The organism is Ruegeria sp. BE3, from assembly GCF_056538865.1.
On sequence record NZ_JBQFTW010000003.1, the window covers coordinates 207,470 to 225,617 of the forward strand.

17 protein-coding genes, 1 pseudogene and 1 riboswitch are annotated in these 18,148 nt (G+C 59.0%); of the genes and pseudogenes, 13 read left to right on the forward strand and 5 right to left on the reverse strand.

The features are described from left to right. Positions 1-9 precede the first annotated feature (9 nt). Positions 10-795: an ABC transporter ATP-binding protein gene (locus ACR0AZ_RS10625; protein WP_480472556.1), complete on the reverse strand. Its 786-nt coding sequence runs from the start codon at positions 793-795 to the stop codon at positions 10-12. Then, on the reverse strand, positions 792-1,148 hold the full coding sequence (locus tag ACR0AZ_RS10630; protein ID WP_480667400.1) for a DUF1636 family protein: 357 nt from the start codon (positions 1,146-1,148) through the stop codon (positions 792-794). The genes ACR0AZ_RS10625 and ACR0AZ_RS10630 overlap by 4 nt, the downstream gene beginning before the upstream one ends. A 102-nt stretch (positions 1,149-1,250) precedes the next feature. After that, positions 1,251-1,454, reverse strand: a riboswitch (cobalamin riboswitch). A gap of 167 nt (positions 1,455-1,621) precedes the next feature. On the opposite strand from ACR0AZ_RS10630, the gene ACR0AZ_RS10635 reads away from it, so the two are divergent. The 5 genes from ACR0AZ_RS10635 to ACR0AZ_RS10655 are packed head-to-tail and all read left to right on the forward strand — an operon-like array spanning position 1,622 to position 4,456. Beyond that, positions 1,622-2,056, forward strand: coding sequence for a hypothetical protein (locus ACR0AZ_RS10635; RefSeq protein ID WP_480472552.1), 435 nt, complete (start codon positions 1,622-1,624; stop codon positions 2,054-2,056). Continuing rightward, the gene (locus ACR0AZ_RS10640; protein WP_480472550.1) at positions 2,053-2,709 is read left to right on the forward strand and encodes a MotA/TolQ/ExbB proton channel family protein; all 657 of its coding nucleotides are present in this window, start codon (positions 2,053-2,055) and stop codon (positions 2,707-2,709) included. The genes ACR0AZ_RS10635 and ACR0AZ_RS10640 overlap by 4 nt, the downstream gene beginning before the upstream one ends. A gap of 31 nt (positions 2,710-2,740) precedes the next feature. Next, positions 2,741-3,067: an ExbD/TolR family protein gene (locus ACR0AZ_RS10645; RefSeq protein WP_480472548.1), complete on the forward strand. Its 327-nt coding sequence runs from the start codon at positions 2,741-2,743 to the stop codon at positions 3,065-3,067. Between the two features lie 4 nt (positions 3,068-3,071). Next, positions 3,072-3,449 carry an ExbD/TolR family protein gene (locus tag ACR0AZ_RS10650; RefSeq protein WP_480658824.1) on the forward strand — a complete coding sequence of 126 codons (378 nt, stop codon included), beginning with the start codon at positions 3,072-3,074 and terminating at the stop codon, positions 3,447-3,449. Next, positions 3,446-4,456, forward strand: a complete 1,011-nt coding sequence (locus tag ACR0AZ_RS10655; protein ID WP_480667401.1) for an energy transducer TonB family protein — start codon at positions 3,446-3,448, stop codon at positions 4,454-4,456. Before ACR0AZ_RS10650 ends, ACR0AZ_RS10655 begins: the two co-directional genes overlap by 4 nt. Before the next feature lie 13 nt (positions 4,457-4,469). Here the strand turns inward: ACR0AZ_RS10655 and ACR0AZ_RS10660 are convergent. Next, positions 4,470-5,064, reverse strand: a pseudogene (locus ACR0AZ_RS10660) (response regulator transcription factor). A gap of 250 nt (positions 5,065-5,314) precedes the next feature. Between ACR0AZ_RS10660 and ACR0AZ_RS10665 the strand changes: the two are divergent. From ACR0AZ_RS10665 to ACR0AZ_RS10700, 8 genes are all read left to right on the forward strand, one after another. Further along, positions 5,315-6,556 (forward strand): aminotransferase class V-fold PLP-dependent enzyme, encoded by a 1,242-nt coding sequence (locus ACR0AZ_RS10665; protein WP_480667402.1) that lies wholly within the window; start codon positions 5,315-5,317, stop codon positions 6,554-6,556. Positions 6,557-6,572: 16 nt separating this feature from the next. Next, complete coding sequence (locus ACR0AZ_RS10670; RefSeq protein WP_480472538.1) at positions 6,573-7,769, forward strand: malate--CoA ligase subunit beta; 1,197 nt, start codon at positions 6,573-6,575, stop codon at positions 7,767-7,769. After that, entirely contained in the window at positions 7,769-8,659 is an 891-nt protein-coding gene (gene sucD, locus ACR0AZ_RS10675; protein ID WP_170424786.1) for a succinate--CoA ligase subunit alpha, read from the forward strand. Before ACR0AZ_RS10670 ends, sucD begins: the two co-directional genes overlap by 1 nt. Beyond that, positions 8,659-9,630, forward strand: a complete 972-nt coding sequence (locus ACR0AZ_RS10680; protein WP_480667475.1) for a 2-hydroxyacid dehydrogenase — start codon at positions 8,659-8,661, stop codon at positions 9,628-9,630. Before sucD ends, ACR0AZ_RS10680 begins: the two co-directional genes overlap by 1 nt. A gap of 27 nt (positions 9,631-9,657) precedes the next feature. Next, positions 9,658-10,635 carry an HpcH/HpaI aldolase/citrate lyase family protein gene (locus ACR0AZ_RS10685; RefSeq protein WP_480667403.1) on the forward strand — a complete coding sequence of 326 codons (978 nt, stop codon included), beginning with the start codon at positions 9,658-9,660 and terminating at the stop codon, positions 10,633-10,635. A gap of 138 nt (positions 10,636-10,773) precedes the next feature. Further along, positions 10,774-11,238 (forward strand): putative molybdenum carrier protein, encoded by a 465-nt coding sequence (locus ACR0AZ_RS10690; protein ID WP_480658835.1) that lies wholly within the window; start codon positions 10,774-10,776, stop codon positions 11,236-11,238. Between the two features lie 107 nt (positions 11,239-11,345). Further along, positions 11,346-12,173 carry a methyltransferase domain-containing protein gene (locus ACR0AZ_RS10695; protein WP_480658837.1) on the forward strand — a complete coding sequence of 276 codons (828 nt, stop codon included), beginning with the start codon at positions 11,346-11,348 and terminating at the stop codon, positions 12,171-12,173. A gap of 222 nt (positions 12,174-12,395) precedes the next feature. Further along, positions 12,396-15,410 carry an ATP-binding protein gene (locus tag ACR0AZ_RS10700; protein WP_480667404.1) on the forward strand — a complete coding sequence of 1,005 codons (3,015 nt, stop codon included), beginning with the start codon at positions 12,396-12,398 and terminating at the stop codon, positions 15,408-15,410. On the opposite strand, the gene ACR0AZ_RS10705 is transcribed toward ACR0AZ_RS10700, so the two are convergent. After that, entirely contained in the window at positions 15,407-17,056 is a 1,650-nt protein-coding gene (locus tag ACR0AZ_RS10705; protein WP_480667405.1) for a peroxidase family protein, read from the reverse strand. The two genes, ACR0AZ_RS10700 and ACR0AZ_RS10705, sit on opposite strands and share 4 nt — an antisense overlap. Positions 17,057-17,074: 18 nt before the next feature. Further along, the gene (locus ACR0AZ_RS10710; protein WP_480667406.1) at positions 17,075-18,133 is read right to left on the reverse strand and encodes a catalase family protein; all 1,059 of its coding nucleotides are present in this window, start codon (positions 18,131-18,133) and stop codon (positions 17,075-17,077) included. Between the last annotated feature and the right edge of the window lie 15 nt (positions 18,134-18,148).

The following is an 18,148-nucleotide window of genomic DNA, read 5'->3' on the forward strand; positions in this document are numbered from 1 at the left end:
CTCCTGAGTTTATGTGGAAAGCGTTGTTCTTCGGATGTCCAGAACAGGGATCATGCGGCCTTCGTGGTGAAAGCGCAGGTAATCGACACCGAAGGTTTCGCGCACACGTTCCGATGTCAGTACCTCGTCGACCGAACCAAACCCGGTCAGGCGCGTGGATTTCATCAGAGCAACGTGGGTGGCGAATTCAGGGATCATGACCAAATCATGCACGATCATGACGACAGTAATACCCAGATCAGCGACCAGAGACAGCATCCGCCCCTTCGCATCGGGATCCAAATGATTGGTCGGCTCGTCAAGAAACAGCAAAGTCGGGTTCTGTGCCAGCGCCCGAGCGATATGCGCGCGCTGACGCTCACCACCCGACAGTTGGGCCATCTTCTTGTCAGCTAGCGCGCCAAGGCCCGTAATATCCAATATACGGCTGAGTTCTTGCGCGTGTTCACCCGCAGACCGGTCCGCGCGGATCGGAATCTGGCCGAGTGCCACATAGTCACGCAGCGACAAGCGCCCGTCGGGCATCTCTTGCTGACTGACCACCGCGATCATTCGAGCACGCTCTTTTGCCGAGAGTTGTTTGAGGCTGCGCCCCTTGAGCAAAACATCCCCTAGTGCCAGCCCTTCTGCCCCACAAAGCAAATTCAGCAGTGTGGTTTTACCTGCTCCGTTGGGGCCCGCGATTGCCAGGATTGACCCCTCGGACAGCTCAAAGGATACGCCTTGCAGCAATATGTCCCCATTCAAGGCATAATATTCGAGATCCGAAGCCACCAAAAACGGCTGGACGGTCATATCGACACCTCCTGACTGATCGGGGGCATGCGAGACAAGGTTTTGGTGTAAAGGGCACGCGGACGCTCACTGGCTTTGGTCCAGCCATCCGGGCTCTGTTGATATTGACGGGCAAACTCGGCCAGGGCTTCGACGTCAATCAATGTCTGGATGTCACCAAATAGATACTGCGCCTTGCCGACCGCTTGGAAACCTACGGTCACGGGATGCGCGCATCCTGCCATGCAATCGACAGCCCGGATCGCAAAGCGCTCGGGCAGCTTCGATTGAAGCGTATCATGCACTCCATCCACTGATTGCGCGGCCGCACAGGTCGAACAGATCAGAACAAAATGATCAGGTGCGCCAGGCATATAACCCCCCGCCTCTGCCCAAACGCAGTGCGAAGGTGCTGATTACAGAAACACGTGTATCACGTGCCATCAAAGCCTCCTTCCAGGACGCCCCGCCCCGGCTTGGTTGAACAACTGATGGCAGGTCTCCTGACTCGCGGGTCGGTGCTTGGCCATCCTTCCCGACCCCTGGGGCCAGTGGCTGTTTGGCTTCGCTCGCCGCTTACAGTTGCGGGGGCAGTTACGGGTTTGGCCAGTGTAGACCGCACCGTATTCCCTTTTCATCCCACGGGCGCACCCTTGGGAACCATCACCGGATTCAGTGCCTGAGATCGATGAATGCGTCAATACGAAAGTTATCACGCGTTACCGGTCGGCCGGACACAATCGCGCCACCCGCTCTTTCACGTCTCGGTTGGATTGGATAAGAGGGATCAACCCCTGCAAAGATGCGCGGGACAAACCCTCAGCGCTAAACAATCAGGAGCCCGCTCATGCCGTATCACCGCCTCGCTCTGGTAGCTGTGCTGGCAATTTCATCAACAAATTCGGCGCTGGCGCAATCTGCTGACGACAACCCCTCGGAACTGTTGCTGGAGCTCAATACCGTGCAAAAGGTGAACGGCGCCTGCCGCTTGACCTTTCTGGTTCAGAACGAAACCGGAAGCGATATCGAGAAGGCAGCTTTTGAGACCGTCATTTTCGACAGCTCGGGCCGTGTCGTTACGCTTTCTCTGTTCGATTTTCGGGATCTGCCGGCAGACCGTCCGCGCGTGCGTCAGTTCGGCCTGCCCGATCTCAACTGCGACTCGATCGGGCGCGTTCTGATCAATGGCGCAAACAGCTGCGTTGTCGACGGCTCAGAAAGCGATATCTGTGCAACAGGACTGAACCTTACCAGCCGGATAGATGTGGAGCTTTTGGGATGAACGCGCTTGAAGCATTGCGCCAGATCGTGGCTCTGGGCGGGCCAGTGGTGGCCATTCTGATCGTGATGTCAGTGCTGGCTCTGGCCGTCACGCTTTACAAACTGTGGCAATTCACCGTGACCGGAGTTGGACGACATCGGGTGCTGTCCCAGGCCCTGACGGCATGGGATGCCGGGGATCATCAGACTGCACGCGCGCGATTGGCGAAAAGCCACAGTTATCTGGCCCCATTGGTCGGTGCAGCCATGGATGCGCCCGATCTACCCGGTCTCGATGATCGTCTGGATGCTGAAGCCGGATTGGCCCTGGCAGGGCTGGAGCGCGGTTTTCGCCTTCTTGACACCGTTGCCCAACTCGCGCCTTTGCTGGGGCTGTTCGGGACCGTTCTGGGTATGATCGAAGCGTTCCAAAGCCTGCAACAGGCAGGCAGCTCCATTGACCCGTCGCTGCTTGCGGGTGGCATCTGGGTGGCGCTGATCACCACCGCCGTGGGGCTGGCGGTTGCGATGCCGACCTCAATGGTTCTGTCATGGTTCGAAAGCCGCACCGCGCGCGAGCGGGTCTTTGCAGACAAAGCACTGCGGACCGTGTTGGTACCAGGTCAGCTCGCCAAAGAGGCCGAGGCCATTTCAGCCGTGCCGGAACATGCGTAACCGGGCGCCATTTGTCCGGCGGACCCTGTCGATGACGCCACTCATCGATGTGATCTTTCTGCTTTTGCTGTTCTTCATGCTGACCTCGACCTTCTCAAAATTCGGCGAGATCGAGCTGAGCAGCACGACTGGCGGAACCGCGCAAACCAGCGAACCGTCTGAGCGGGTCTTTCTACAGCTCGGTGCGGAACGTCTTGTGTTGAACGGCACGGCGATAACCTTGGACGATCTCGCGACCGAGATCGAAACCGGGCAGGTGCTCGTCAGCCTCGATACCGATGTCACGGCCCAACGCCTGACGGATCTGTTGGTTCGGCTGCGCGGGCGCGAGGGGCTCAGCGTTCTGGTGCTGGAGTGAGCCGATGATCCGCCAGACCGCCCCCCGCCGAAAACGCGATTCAACCATAGCTCTGATCAACGTCGTCTTTCTGATGCTGATCTTCTTTCTGATCACCGGTACCATCGCACCACCACTGGACCCTGACCTCGACCTTGTGGACACGTCAGAGCTCGAAGGGCGCGAACCGCCCGACGCGCTGGTTCTGCACAAGGATGGAACGCTGAGCTTTCGCGGAACACCTACCGATGCCGAGACCTTCATGGCCGATCATGATGAAGGGCCGGTACGGATCGTTCCGGATCGTGACGCTCCGGGTGCGCGCCTGATCGAAGTCACGGGCCTGTTGCGCCGCAATGGTGCGCCTTCCGTGTTTCTGGTCACAAAACGGACACTGGAATGATCCGGGGATCGATCATAGTTGCCGCGCTGGCCATTCTGGTGTCGCTGATCTTGCACATTCTTGGACTCAGCATGACTGCATCTGTTGAACCGGGTGAACCTGCCGCACAAGGCAATTCCGACGTGGTGGACCTGAGCAACAGCTTCGAAGATCTTGCGGAGGCGTCCAGCGATCCAGTGGAACCCGAACCTGCCGAAACCCCAGAACCGGAAGCAGCCGAAACCCCCACCAGCGAAGCACTGGTTGCGTCCGACGATCCGCAACGCGTTTTTGCCCCCGATTTCGGCGAGGCTGAAACGGTTCAGCCAGAGGTGATCGAACCGCAGGACGCCGAACCGGCTGATCCTTCAGACAGCGAAGAACCTGCGCGCGCTGATGCCGAGACTGCAGAGCCGACTTCCGTTGATGAGGTTGCTGAAATCCCGCAAGGCGAACCGGCCACGGAACCAGAGCCGGCAGAAGCCGAAGCGCCCGCCCCCCCGGTCATCGCTGCGCTGGAGCCGGAGGAGGAGGCGGATATTGCCGCTTCAGAGCAGGCGGTAACCGAGTCAATCCGTCCACGCCTACCTGATCGCACACCCAGCGAAGCGCCCGAAGGCGCGGCCGACAGCTCGGACCAATTCGCCGAATTGCGCTTTCCGCAACAGCTCATCGAGTCGCCACTAACGACCTTTCAACGCCAGGGCACCGATGCCTTTACCCGCGGCGATCGTCAGCGTCAGTCGGGCGGGCGCGGGCCGGGTAATTCCAACACCACCAACTATGCAGGGCTGGTACTGGTGCATTTGAACCGGACCCCTGCAGTCTTTGTGTCCGAGCGCGGATTTGCGCGGGTTTTCTTCCAGATCGACCCGGATGGCTCACTCGCTTGGGTCGAGATAACCGACAGTTCCGGTTCAACCCAGATCGACCGCGCCGCAAAAGAGCAAATCCGCAGAGCAGCCCCTTTCCCGCCGCCTCCGGGTGGAGTGAGTCGAAAACTCTCTTTCTACTATCAGAATGGCTGACCTTCAGGTCTCATTAACCATTGTCGGCTTTTGAAGAATAATAAAACGCGATCGCCTGCGCGGTTCTTGATCGATAGCTTCTCATAGATGTTCGACAGGTGGAACTTCACTGTATTGGTCGAAATTTGCAGCTCTTTCGATAACTCCCGGTTGGACATGCCGGTCGCCAAAGCTTCAAGGATCGCCAGTTCCTTGCGCGACAGCGTCTGCAACGGGTTTTGTTGCATCTTGCGCACGTCGATGAACGGAAAAACCATCTTGCCTTTGGCCACATCTACGCAGGTTTCAAGCAGGCCTTCGACGTCACCAGAGCGCGGTGCGAACCCGGCAGCCCCCGCCTGCATGGCCTGACGCGGCACATCCCCGGCTTCATCCCCATAGACCACAAACCGCGGGGCGTTGGCCTGTTCACGCAAAACCTCGATCAGTTTGGCTGCGCCCAACGCGGGCAGTTCCCAAGATACTATCCCCACTGCAACCGGGATGCGCATGACCGTACCAAGGAAGCCTTCGGCCGTAGCCGAGGTCGCCACGAGCGAGAATCGCGGATCACGCTCAAAGATTTCGGACATAGCCGAGAGGACCAGAGGGTTGTTGTTGGCCAGCATGACATCGATGGGGCGCTGTAACGTCTCGGTCATTGATTTCCTGTCCAATTTCGCAAGAACCCATCCATATGGGTAGGTACTATGTTGGTATACATCAGCATATTTACCTATTTGGGTAGTAATTTACCCATCCAAATAGGTATCCCAAAGCAGTAGTAAGTTACGTTGCGCAATGACGCAAGTTTCGGTTCTCCTCCAAGGAAAGGCGATCAGCGGGGCGAAACTTGTCCCTGCCGCCGCGGAGGAACATATGACTTTTCAAATCTACCCCAGCCTCGAAATCCCGGAAACCCTGGCCGCAGGTCCCGGACCGGGAAACACCGATGCCCGCGTTCTGCAGGCCTTTGCCCGTGCCGGTATCGCTGATCACATGCACGGTGATGTTCTGCGCGGGATGATCGAATGCAAGCACATGCTGCGCGAGATCTGGGGCACATCAAACGCTTATACATTTGCCGTCGCAGGTACGGGGTGGAGCGGCCTCGACACCATGTTCTCGGCCGTCATGCCAGGCGACAAGGTCGTGGCCTTCACGAACGGCACTTTCTCGGGCATCGATGCATTGACCCTGCGCATCAAGGCCGCGACCCCGGCTGAACACGCGGCCAACCCGCTGGACCCGCAAGCCGCCAGTGTCACCGTGATCGAAGTTCCCCACGGCCAGCCCGTCACCGGCGAGATGATCGAAGAGGCTCTGGCCCGGCACAAACCGAAATGGGCCTTCATGGCGCATTGGGAAACCGGTTCGGGCCGTGTGAACGACATCCAGGGCTTTTCGGATGCTTGTGAACGCCACGGAGCGATGGGCCTGATCGACGCTGTGTCGTCGCTGGGCGTCGCGGACTTCCGCATCGATGATTATCCGGGTGTCGTTGGCTGGGCTTCATGCCCGCAGAAAGGCCTGTGCTGCCTACCGTTGACCTATGCGCCGGTTAGCTTCACCGACGCTTACATCGACGCGCTAAAAACCACCGGCGCCTACACCTACGTCCACAACCCCATTTTCGAGGCCCGCCACTGGGGCATCGTTGACCGGCAGGACGTAGAAAAAGGTACTTATCACCGCACCCATTCGGGTTACGCCGTTGCCGCCTTCCATGAATCCCTGCGCCTGACTTTGCAGGAGGGGCTGGCCAAACGCGCGCATTCCTACAAGACGCATGAGGCCGTTCTGCGCGATGCCGTCAAGGCACTGGGTTGCAAAGTGATCTCGGACATGCCCAGCCTTGTGGTATTGAACCTGCCAGCCGAGCTTGCGGGCCGCGAGATGGAATTGGTGCAGAACTGCCGCGCCCGTGGCTTTGGCATCTGGCCGACGCTCAGCGCTCCGGTACAGGTCCGCATCGGCATCCTGAACCAGCTGAACCACCAGGCGATCAGCCGCATCGTGAAGCTGTTTGCCGAAGCGATCCGCGAGATGGGCGGCTCGGTGGATTTCGAAGCCATCGATGCGCTTCTGGAAAGCCGCTACGGCACATCTATCGCTGCATAAACGGGAGGAAATGCAGATGGATATCCACGAATATCAGGCAAAAGAGCTTCTGTCGAAGTTCGGCGTCGAAACACCTTCGGGGGCTCTCGCCTATAGCCCGGAACAGGCTGCGTATCGCGCGCGTGAACTGGGAGGCGATAAATGGATCGTGAAGGCTCAGGTGCACGCCGGTGGGCGTGGCAAGGCCGGGGGCGTGAAGCTGTGCAATTCGGAAAATGAAATCCACGAAGCCTGCGACGAGATGTTTGGCCGTAAGTTGGTGACGCATCAGACCGGTCCCGAAGGCAAGGGCATCTACCGCGTCTATGTAGAAACTGCGGTGGCGATCGACCGTGAGATTTATCTGGGCTTCGTTCTCGATCGCTCCAGCCAGCGGGTGATGATCGTCGCCTCGTCCGAGGGTGGGATGGAGATCGAAGATATTTCTGCCGAACGCCCCGACAGCATCGTCCGTTCGATCGTCGAGCCGGCGGTTGGCCTGCAGGAGTTTCAAGCGCGTGAGATCGCGTTCAATCTAGGGCTTGAGCCGCGCCTGATCCAGCACATGGTCCGCACCTTGCAAGGCTGCTATGCCGCTTTCAGCGAGCTGGACGCGACCATGGTCGAGATCAACCCGCTGGTCATCACCGGCGATGACAGGGTGCTGGCGTTGGACGCGAAGATGAGCTTTGACGACAACGCCCTGTTCCGCCACCCGCAGGTCGCAGAGCTACGCGACAAAAGCCAGGAAGACCCGCGCGAAAGCCGGGCGGCGGATCGTGGCCTGTCTTATGTCGGACTGGACGGCAATATCGGTTGCATCGTGAACGGCGCCGGTCTGGCCATGGCCACGATGGACACCATCAAGCTGGCCGGTGGTGAGCCTGCAAACTTTCTGGACATCGGTGGTGGAGCCTCGCCTGAACGGGTGGCCAAGGCGTTTCGACTGGTTCTTTCCGATGACAATGTTCAGGCGGTTCTGGTCAACATCTTCGCTGGCATCAATCGCTGCGACTGGGTTGCCGAGGGTGTCGTGCAGGCGCTGCGTGAACTGGAGTTGGATATCCCCGTGATCGTCCGTCTGGCGGGCACCAATGTCGAGGAAGGTCAGAAAATCCTCGCCAAATCGGGCCTGCCGATCATCCGCGCAACCACCCTTATGGAAGCCGCCGAACGCGCCGTGGGTGCGTGGCGCAACGACCTGACCCAAAACACCAAGATGAGGGCCGTGTAATGAGCATTCTTCTGGACCGCGACACCCGCGTTATCGTTCAAGGCATCACCGGACGCATGGCGCGCCTGCACACCAAGGACATGGTGCAGTATGGCACCAACGTCGTTGGCGGCGTTGTTCCTGGCAAAGGCGGAGAGACCGTCGAAGGCGTACCCGTCTTCGACACCGTCAAACAGGCGGTCGAGGCCACCGGTGCCGAAGCCAGCCTCGTCTTCGTACCGCCCCCCTTCGCGGCGGATTCAATCATGGAGGCCGCAGATGCAGGTATCCGCTATTGCGTCTGCATCACTGACGGTATCCCGGCGCAAGACATGATCCGCGTCAAGCGCTACATGTATCGCTATCCCAAAGACAAGCGCATGGTGTTGACCGGCCCGAACTGCGCCGGAACCATCAGCCCCGGCAAGGCGCTGCTGGGTATCATGCCGGGCCATATCTACCTGCCGGGCACTGTGGGCATCATTGGACGCTCGGGCACGCTGGGTTATGAGGCTGCGGCGCAGTTGAAAGAGCGTGGCATTGGCGTCTCGACCAGCGTAGGCATCGGCGGCGATCCGATCAACGGCTCGTCTTTCCGAGACATCCTTGAGCGGTTCGAACAGGACGAAGACACCGAGGTCATCGCCATGATCGGTGAGATCGGCGGCCCTCAGGAAGCCGAGGCGGCGGAGTATATCCGTGACCACGTCACCAAGCCTGTTGTGGCCTATGTCGCGGGTCTGACCGCGCCCAAGGGCCGGACCATGGGCCATGCCGGCGCGATCATCTCGGCCTTTGGCGAAAGCGCCAGCGAGAAGGTGGAAATCCTGTCGGCGGCGGGTGTGACAGTTGCCGAAAACCCCGCGGTGATTGGCGAGACCATCGCCCGTGTCATGGGAAAGGCTGCGTGATGGTCAAACCTTCGGTCCTTGTCACCCGTCGCTGGCCTGCCGCCGTCGAGGCGCAACTGGCCGAAAACTACAACGCCGTGCTGAATACAGGGGACATTCCGATGTCTCCGGCGGAACTCCGCGACGCGTTAAAGACATACGACGCGGTTCTACCTACCGTCACCGACACGCTCAGCGCCGAGGCGCTGGACGTGGCCGCAGCTCAGACCAAGATTCTGGCCAATTACGGCGTCGGGTACAGTCATATCTGTGAACCGGCGGCCCGTGATCTGGGTATGACGGTCACCAACACGCCCGATGTTCTGTCTGAATGCACCGCCGATCTGGCCATGACCCTGCTTCTGAAGGCCGCCCGTCGCGCTGGTGAGGGCGAGCGCGAGCTGCGCGCAGGCGGCTGGACCGGCTGGCGTCCAACCCATCTGGTCGGCACTAAGGTCAGCGGCAAAACGCTGGGCATCGTCGGCTTTGGCCGCATCGGTCAGGAAATGGCCCGTCGCGCGCATCACGGGTTTGGCATGAAAATTCTGGTCCAGAACCGCAGCGCCGTGTCACCCGACGTGCTGAAGCAGTTCGATGCGACCCAAGTCGAAACGGTGGATGATCTGCTGCCGCACTGCGACTTTGTCTCGCTGCACTGCCCCGGCGGGGCTGCGAACCGGCATCTGATCAACGGGCGCAGGCTGGACCTGATGAAACCCGACGCCTTCCTGATCAACACCGCGCGCGGCGAGGTGGTGGACGAGCATGCCTTGGTGCAGTCGCTGATGTTCGACACGATCGGCGGGGCCGCACTGGATGTGTTCGACGGCGAGCCACGCATCAGCCCCGACCTGCTGCAATGCGACAACCTCGTGATGCTGCCGCATCTGGGCAGCGCAACAAAAGAAGCACGCGAAGCCATGGGCTTTCGCGTGCTCGACAATCTGGGCGACTTCTTCGCAGGCCGCCCACCCCGTGACCGCGTGATCTGACGCACCCTTCTTCAAAGGACCAAACTCATGAGCTTTTATGCCATTGAACAAGCCCCCGCGCGCCTGAACCGCAGTGAACTCGCCGTGCCCGGCAGCCAGCCTGGCATGTTCGAAAAAGCCGCCAAATCGGATGTAGACGTGATCTTCCTCGATCTCGAAGACGCGGTTGCACCGGACGAAAAAGAGCAGGCCCGCAAGAATATTATTGCGGCGCTGAATGACATCGACTGGGGCAGCAAGACCATGTCCGTGCGCATCAACGGGTTGGACACGCACTACATGTATCGCGATGTGGTCGATGTGGTCGAACAGGCCGGTGAGCGGCTGGACCTGATCATGATCCCCAAGGTCGGCACCGCGGCAGATGTCTATGCGGTCGACATGATGGTCACGCAGATCGAAGACGCGATGGGCTACAAGAATCGCATCGGGTTTGAGCATATCATCGAGTCCGCCCTGGGCATGCAGAATGTAAGCGAGATCGCAGCAGCATCAAAACGCAACGAAAGCCTGCATTTCGGTGTTGCGGACTATGCGGCCTCGACCCGAGCACGGACGACGATCATTGGTGGTGTGAACCCCGATTACGCGGTTCTGACCGATCCCGACGCAGACACGCACCGTGCGAGCCATTGGGGTGACATGTGGCACTATGCTCTGGCCCGCATGGTTGTGGCAGCCCGCGCTAACGGGTTGCGGCCCATCGACGGCCCTTTTGGTGATTTTCAGGACCCCGAAGGCTACAAAGCTGCTGCGAAACGTGCAGCTGTGCTGGGTTGCGAAGGCAAATGGGCGATCCACCCCAGCCAGATCGCGCTTGCGAACGAAGTCATGTCGCCCAGCGACGCCGAAGTCACCAAAGCGCAACGCATCCTTGTCGCCATGGCCGAGGCCGAAACAGCAGGCAAAGGCGCCGTTTCGCTGGACGGTCGTCTGATTGATTATGCCTCGATCCGGCAGGCAGAGGTCATGGTCGAAAAAGCCCGTCAGATCGCTGCTGCCTGAACAAATAAAAAAAGCCCGGCGCGCATTCTGTCTGTTGGCAGGACGCGCGTACTCTCAGCTTCTGAGCCCAAATCAGTAGTTTACGGATCTGCAGATCTGCGCATACCCTGACCCAGCGTCACTATCAGGAACAGGGCTTTGAAAATCGTTTCAGGCGGACAGACCGGTGTAGACATGGCAGCACTTGAATTTGCCAGAGCAAACGGTTTGTCCTATGGCGGTTGGGTGCCAAAGGGTCGAACAAATGAATGTGGTCGTATATCTGAAGATTTTGAGGGCCTAACCGAGACACGATCCGAAGACGTCATCGAAAGAACCCGATTGAACGTCGCATCCGGCGATGCCACGGTTGTATTCATCGATGGATCAACCAGCCCGGGCACGCAACAGACCATCGCCTTCGCCTCGGACGTCGGCAAACCTCATCTTGTGGTCGACCTCAGAGATGGGATCGAACCCTGCACGCGTCAGGTCGAAACATGGTTGCTGGCCCACCCTGTAGGAATTTTGAACATCGCCGGCCCTCGCGCCTCGGAGGCACCGGGCATCGGCGCAAAAGTAACCGAGGTGCTAAGAGGCAATCTGCTGTTGCTCAGCAGTTGACTAGAGGTTTCCTGGTGAAATCCGCTAGTTGATTTAGCGGAACCTAAGCGAGTTATCTCGAACTCAGGAGAATGTGCTAGAGTTCTGACCTGTTTAAGAGGTCGACCATGTCAAACACACGCGCGTTCGAAAAGATGGAGATTGACGGCTGGTCCAACCCAGCCATCGCCAAGGGGTATGCGGATGGTTTTGCCCAAGCGACGCGGGTCGTCGCCGAGCGGCTATCTGATGCAATAAAAGCAGAGAGCGGAACTCAGGTGCTCGACCTCTGCACCGGTCATGGTGTGGTGGCGGCCACATTGCTCAAGCGTGGGGCATCAGTTGTCGGATTGGATTTCTCTCAAGCGATGATTGCGCTTGCCAAATCTGCCGCCCCCGAAGCGGTGTTTATCCATGGGGATGCAATGGCAATGGAATTTGAAGACGCCAGCTTCGACGCAGTGACCATAGGCTTTGGCGTTCCCCATTTTCCTGATCCTTTACGCGGCTTGACCGAGGCCGCACGGGTTTTGAAACCAGGTGGTCGGCTGGCGTTTTCGATTTGGCAGGGCAAAGGCTCGGAAGGCGCCTTTGGATGGCTGTTCGACGCGGTAGGACGCTTGGGCGACCCAGAAGTTTCATTACCCGAAGGGCCAGATGCGCACTTGCTGGCAGACAAAACTGTAGCGCAATCTCTACTCACCGAAGCCGGTTTCACCGAGATATCTTCAGAGGTTTTAGCCACACAATTGGCGGTGTCAGAGCCCGAGTTTCTGTTTGACGCCTTTGACCGGGGCGCCGTTCGTGCGGCCGCGCTGCTCAGCGGGCAGCCTGCGGCCAAACGTGACGCCATTCGCACCGATCTGGCCGCACGGGCGCGCGCCGAAGGTGTAAGACAGGATTCCGGTATCTTGGTTCCTGCGCCCTCAGCCATCGTCTCGGCGATCAAGAAATGACCCCACATATCCAAAGTGGAAGCCGAAGCGCTCCAGACATAGCCAGACGGGGCACTATCCTATAGTCTCGCAGATAACTTCGCGGCTCTGGCCTAGGACGCGAAGCGGGGGTTAAATGTTATGAGGCTCAAATATGGGGGGCATGTCGCCAGTTCCAGGTCAAAACGGACTCAGTCACATCACGCGCCATTGCGATGCCGCTGACATGGTCAGAGGCCGCTAATGGTCGGGCGGGCAACCGGTTCCGATACCGATCTTGACGGGATGGAGCATCGGCATCTGACGGTGATGCTGGTGGATCTCGTCGGGTCTACTGTGCTGGCCCAAACACTTGAACCCGAAGACCTGTTATCAACCACACTGCGGTATCAGAAGCTGGTCGAACAGGCGGCAGCAGAATTCAACGGCAGGGTGCTGCAGATCGTCGGCGATGGTATTCTTGTGGCCTTTGGATGGCCTGCCGCATCCGAGAACAATGCCGAACGCGCCCTGCGCGCAGCGCTGCGTACTCACGCTGATCTTGCGACGCTGTCGGGCCCGATGGATCTGAGTTGCCGTATCGGAATTGCATCCGGTGTCGTTCTGGTTGGCGATATCGCACTTGGGTCCAATGTTCAGCCAGACGCCATATTCGGCGCGACACTCAACCTTGCTGCACGATTGCAGGCTCTGGCCGCACCCGGAGAGACGATGGTTTCGGGCGCAGCACGCACTCTTGGGGCAGGACAACTGGAGTTTGAGCCCCTGGGTACACAAACACTGGCCGGGTTTGATCATCCTGTGCCGGTCTATCGACTGATCGGTGAGGCGCAGGAAACGCTCCATCTGAAAGACCGGACAGCCTTGTTCGGACGTGACGCTGAATGCGATCAGTTGCAAAACGCCTGGTCAGAGGCCAAAGCCGGGCGCGGCGGGGTGGTCCATCTGATGGGCGAAGCTGGCATTGGGAAATCCAGGCTGATCCGCGATATGCGCAAGGCCATGAGCCCCCGCGCTTGGGTGACTTATCATTGCAGCCCATTCCGGGTGAACACGCCTTTTCATCCCTTGGCAACACAGGTCGAGCGCTGGTGCGGCATCCAGAATGGCGATGACACCGACACGCGGCGTAACCGCATTACCCAGCATCTGTCTGATATTCTGGATGGTCCCCAGCTTGAGACGCTGTTCTTCGTTCTGGCCCCCGGCCCCGGTGATTGCGGCGCGACCAGCGAGGATGAACTGCGCCGAAAGCTCTCTGATATCTTTCTGCGCGTATATCAGCGGCTCAGCACGGATGGGCCCGTTTTGCTTGTGGTCGAGGATCTGCAATGGGCCGATCCTTCGACCGTTTCGATCCTGCGTGACGTCGCCAAACATCTGATCGGGTTTCCGATATTGATGCTGATCGCCTCGCGCGAGGAATTACCGCAAACGCTTGAAACTCGGATCCCATCGCTTAGGCATATGCGCCTTGAACCACTTGGCGAAAAAGATGCCGCAGCGCTGGCGAAGGCTGCGTCGGATGCACAGCTGGACGACGTCACGACTGCGCAGATCGTGGCCCGCAGCAACGGTGTCCCGTTGTTTATCGAAGAATGCGCCGTAGCGATCGCTGCATCACCGGGTCGCGTCGCCGGCAATATTCCCACGACGCTGCACGACCTTCTGGCACAACAGGTCGACGCAGCCGGTGAACTGCGCCGCGCAGCGGTCGAGGCAGCAGTGATCGGTGGGGCCTTCGATGCGGTATTGTTGTCGCATATCAGCGACCTCAGTCAGTCGGATGCGGAAGAGGCAATCTCTCGTCTTGCAGCAGATGGAATGCTGCAACCATTGCCAAAGCTTGGTGCGCGTCGCAGCCAGTATTGGCGCTTTCGGCACGAACTGGTACGAGAGGCTGCTTATCAAAGTCTTGTCCGGGACCGCCGCACCCATCTTCACCAACGCGCCGCCGAAGCGCTGACCGCACAGCCTGAGGCTGCACGACAACCCGAATTGATCGCACGTCACTGGGAACTTGCAGGCTCTGCCCCGCGTGCGGTGGCAGCTTGGATCGAGGCGGCGCGTCAGAACCTGCGGCGACATGCCAGCAGTGAAGGGGCACAGCAGGCCCGAAATGGGTTGCGCCTGCTGGACGCCTTACCCGCCGAGCATCGCGATAAATCCGAACTGAGCCTGCAATTCCTGTTGGCCGCTGCCGAGCGCGTTCGGGTCGGTTATGGTTCTGAACCTGCAATTGAAGCGTTCGCGCGCAGCTTTGAACTGGCCAAGAAACTGGACGACCGCCGGACGCTGGTCCGCGCCGGGCGCGGGTTGTTCACCGCTGCGATGGTAAAGGGGGATTACTACAACGCAGAACGCTGGGGCACCGAGATGGTCGATGCGTATGACGATCATCACACCAGAATGGTCGGCAACTATATTCGCGGTGCGGCCCTGTCTCCACGCGGGAAATTTGCTGCGGCAACCGACGCTTTGAACGAGGCCACCGCCCATGCCGAGGCGCATGCCGCAGAGGCCGGGAACGAACCGGATGTGGCCGCGATGATACAGATTGAGGCCATGACCGCGCTGGTCCAATGCTTTCAAGGGCAGGCCGACGCCGCGCTTGCCGGGGCGAAATCAGCCGTCGACGCCGCTGGATCACTTGGTCAGCCGTTGATGCTGGCCAATGCGCTGCACTGGATGACCGAGATCCATATGCAACTGGATCATCCGGACTATCCCCATGTCGCCAAATTGCTTGATGAAGCGGTGCGCAACAACGGAGGCCCCTATTACCAGGCGGTTGCCGTTGCCCACCTTGCAGGATCAGCGATCCGTTCTGAAAATCCCAAACATGGCGTTCAACTGCTCGAAGCCGCCTGGCAGAAAATGCGAGAAACGGGAGCTGAAGCTGCTGGCGTTCTGGTCAATACAGAACTGGCCAGGGGGCATCTGGCATTGGGCCAGATCGACAAAGGGCTATCCGCCGTCGAAGCAGGGCTGGCCTGCGCGGCATCGACTGGCGAATGTAACTACGAGGCGGAATTGCGCCGGATCCAGGCCTCGCTTTTGCTGGAAGAAGGAAGCTCTGTCGCCGCGGCCGAAACGGCGCTGCATCAGGCCGTTTCTGTGGCCGAAAAGCAGGGCGCGCGATTGTATGAGTTGCGGGCATTGAATGATCTGGCCTGTATCCAGCCGGCAAACACCGAACTCGCCGACCGTATCGCAAAATTGCAGACAGATGACCTTGCGACCTATGCCAGTGCTTAATCCCTGCGTCCCAGTACGCATTCATCGGGGTTCAACCCAACAAACGCAGCGATTTCGGCAAAGGTCGACGTGCGTTTGACCATGTCAAATCCGCGCGCCGTGAAGGTTTCTTCCGAATACAGGTTCTTGGATACCATGGGATTGTTCATCAGTTGCGTGATCGCGTCATATCCAACCATCGAGGTCATCAGATCACCCATGATGACTGTGCCCTTATGCTGCTCGGCAAAAAGGCCCGGAAATAGCTCGACCCGGTCGACATTGCAATATAAGCGGCTGAGATCCGCGACCAACTCGTCGGCAAAAGGCTGATCCCCAACAAGTTCGGCAAAGCTGGTGTGGGGTTTGCGTCGGAAATGATGACGATATGCGTTCAATGACGGCAGCCGGGCCTTGCGGGTCAGCGCGATGGTCGCTTCGACCGGTGCAGGGGCGTCTTCTGAGGGTTTCTCGAACATGAAATCCGGCGTATTGCGCAGCGACATCCGGGCTGCGGGCTGATGTGAGAGGGATTCAATCATCTTCTCAAGCCCCGTCTCTTCGACCAGCCGGGGGTTGAACCGGAAGCCTTCGGTTCCAACCTGAACGCCGTCAATCAGGAACCGATCAGGGATCATCGAATGCCACCGGTAGAGCAGGTTGAACTCGATCGCGATCTGGTTGGAATGCTGCCAATGTTCCCGGCGATTTACACCAACCGGCAGCTTGAAAGGCATGTTGGCGATGTGGCCGATATAATCCTCCATCACCACCTTGATCAGCAAGGCGATCAGCGCGCAACGGGTGGTTTGAAACACCCTCTCTTTGTCCCAACCGGGTGTCCCGCGCTGTTGCAGCCAAAGGATATCAGCTAGCTGGTTATGCGCTCGCAACATCAGCGTATTGATCACCACATAACCGATGGTGCCATTGCCGTTGTCGAGCCCGGTGGCATGAAAGTCGAGCAAGCGTTCATTGATCTGGTCACAATCCAGATCGGGACGCGCACGTTTCAGGGCATCTCGCAGCTTTTGCTCACAATGCAACTTCCGCCCGGCATTGCTGCCTCCGGTGGCGAGACTGCCATCGAATGGTGGCGCAAATTCCACCCCGCCGGATGCAGCCCGCCGGAACAGCTTGGGCGACCATGTTTCACCATTCTCATCCGTTCTGACGGCCATCCGATGGGTCAACTCGCCCGTCTCGGGGTCACGTTCGCGCAGCATGTCGGTCTGGTAATCGTGCAAGCCATAGATCTGGCACAGATCAACCTCATGGTTTGAATCCGTCTGATCAGCCGGACCTTTGGGGCCGAATGTGCGCAGAAAACTGTCCGTGAACCATTGTGCCGCCGAAATGAACAGCAATGTCGAGCCCTGCGGGCACAGTAACGTCAGCGGACTGCCGTCCATCTGCTTGCGCCGTCGGAACAGATCGGCCACCTCGTCTTCGGGCGGCAGGAGCGGTGAAGGTTCCTCGGGCGGCAAATGGCGGCCAATCCACTTGTGGGAATAGACACCAGACCATGTTGTGTAGTCTGCCCCCAATGTCAGAGGGCGCGGCCGGTGAACCCGGGCAGCCCGTGCAAGCCTCAGCGCCACAAGACGGCTCGCAAGCCCGCGGTTCACCTGGAACAGGTGATCAAGCAATGTATCAATATCCAGCATCCTTGAACCTCCGTTCGGTTAGCGATTGGGGAAACGCGCGCGTGCAAGGCTCAGATAGGTTCTGAGGCGGATGGTGTTGATCGGTCCAAGCGGCTCATGTTCAGCAGTGACGCGCCAGGGAGAAAAGCTCATGGCGTCGCCATCATGCGGGTCAAACGCGGCGTGTTGGGCAATTGTAATATCCGCCACCGGGGTCACCGTCGGATGGTGCGGATCCAGCGGTGCATCCGGTTGCGGGTCACACGCCCAGCGGATGCGATTGTCCAGAAGATCGAAATCATCGCCCTCGCGAGGTGGTTCGACGATGCAGAACTCAAAACGGTTCTCGCCAGATGCCACATCCTGTCGCAAGTGCTGCCCGATCCCATCGGGACTATCCACCGGACATTCGGGAGCTTCGGGCCTTACGCTGCGCGCGAGGTAGCGTACAATCAGGTCAGGCCCCAGCCGATAAGGCGTTGTTGACCAAAAATGTGCAGAAAAGGGCGAGTGCATATAGTTCGACGCGAACTCAACCGCGATACGCTGATGTCGCTTCCCCTCTTTTGTCAGCAGCACACGTAAGGCGGCGCGCAGACCTTCCCAGATCAGCCGCAGGCTCCACCCTCGCCGCTTGTTCATGGCGTGCTTCAAAGCCTGACCCGTCGCAACAAGGCGGTTCAGCCGCTCATAATCTATCGGCTCATAGCTGGGAAAGGTGTCCTTGTCGGTCAGTACGAAATCAAAATCGTCGCTGATCTGCGCAATTCCCAGATGTTCCAGCGCTTTGGCGTCAATCAGCTTGGGTTCGGGCACGTCGAACAGCTTGATCGCCATTCCATGGGCATCAGGCTTGCGATCATCCAGATGCGCCCCGTTCGAAAAACGAATGGCAGCTTCATAAGTACCCGGTTGTGAAAAAAGCCCATGGCAAAGATGGGCCGGCAGATCGTCCCTGATGCGAAAGCTGGCGGCGACGCAACCATGACTGCGCCCATGCTGCGCTCGCAATCGTCGTCCATTCCAGCGAGGCACCGCTTCCCGGTTCTGATCGATGACGTCCTGAACAAGATCGGGGGGCACGGAGTTATCGGACATTCTCAACAATCAACC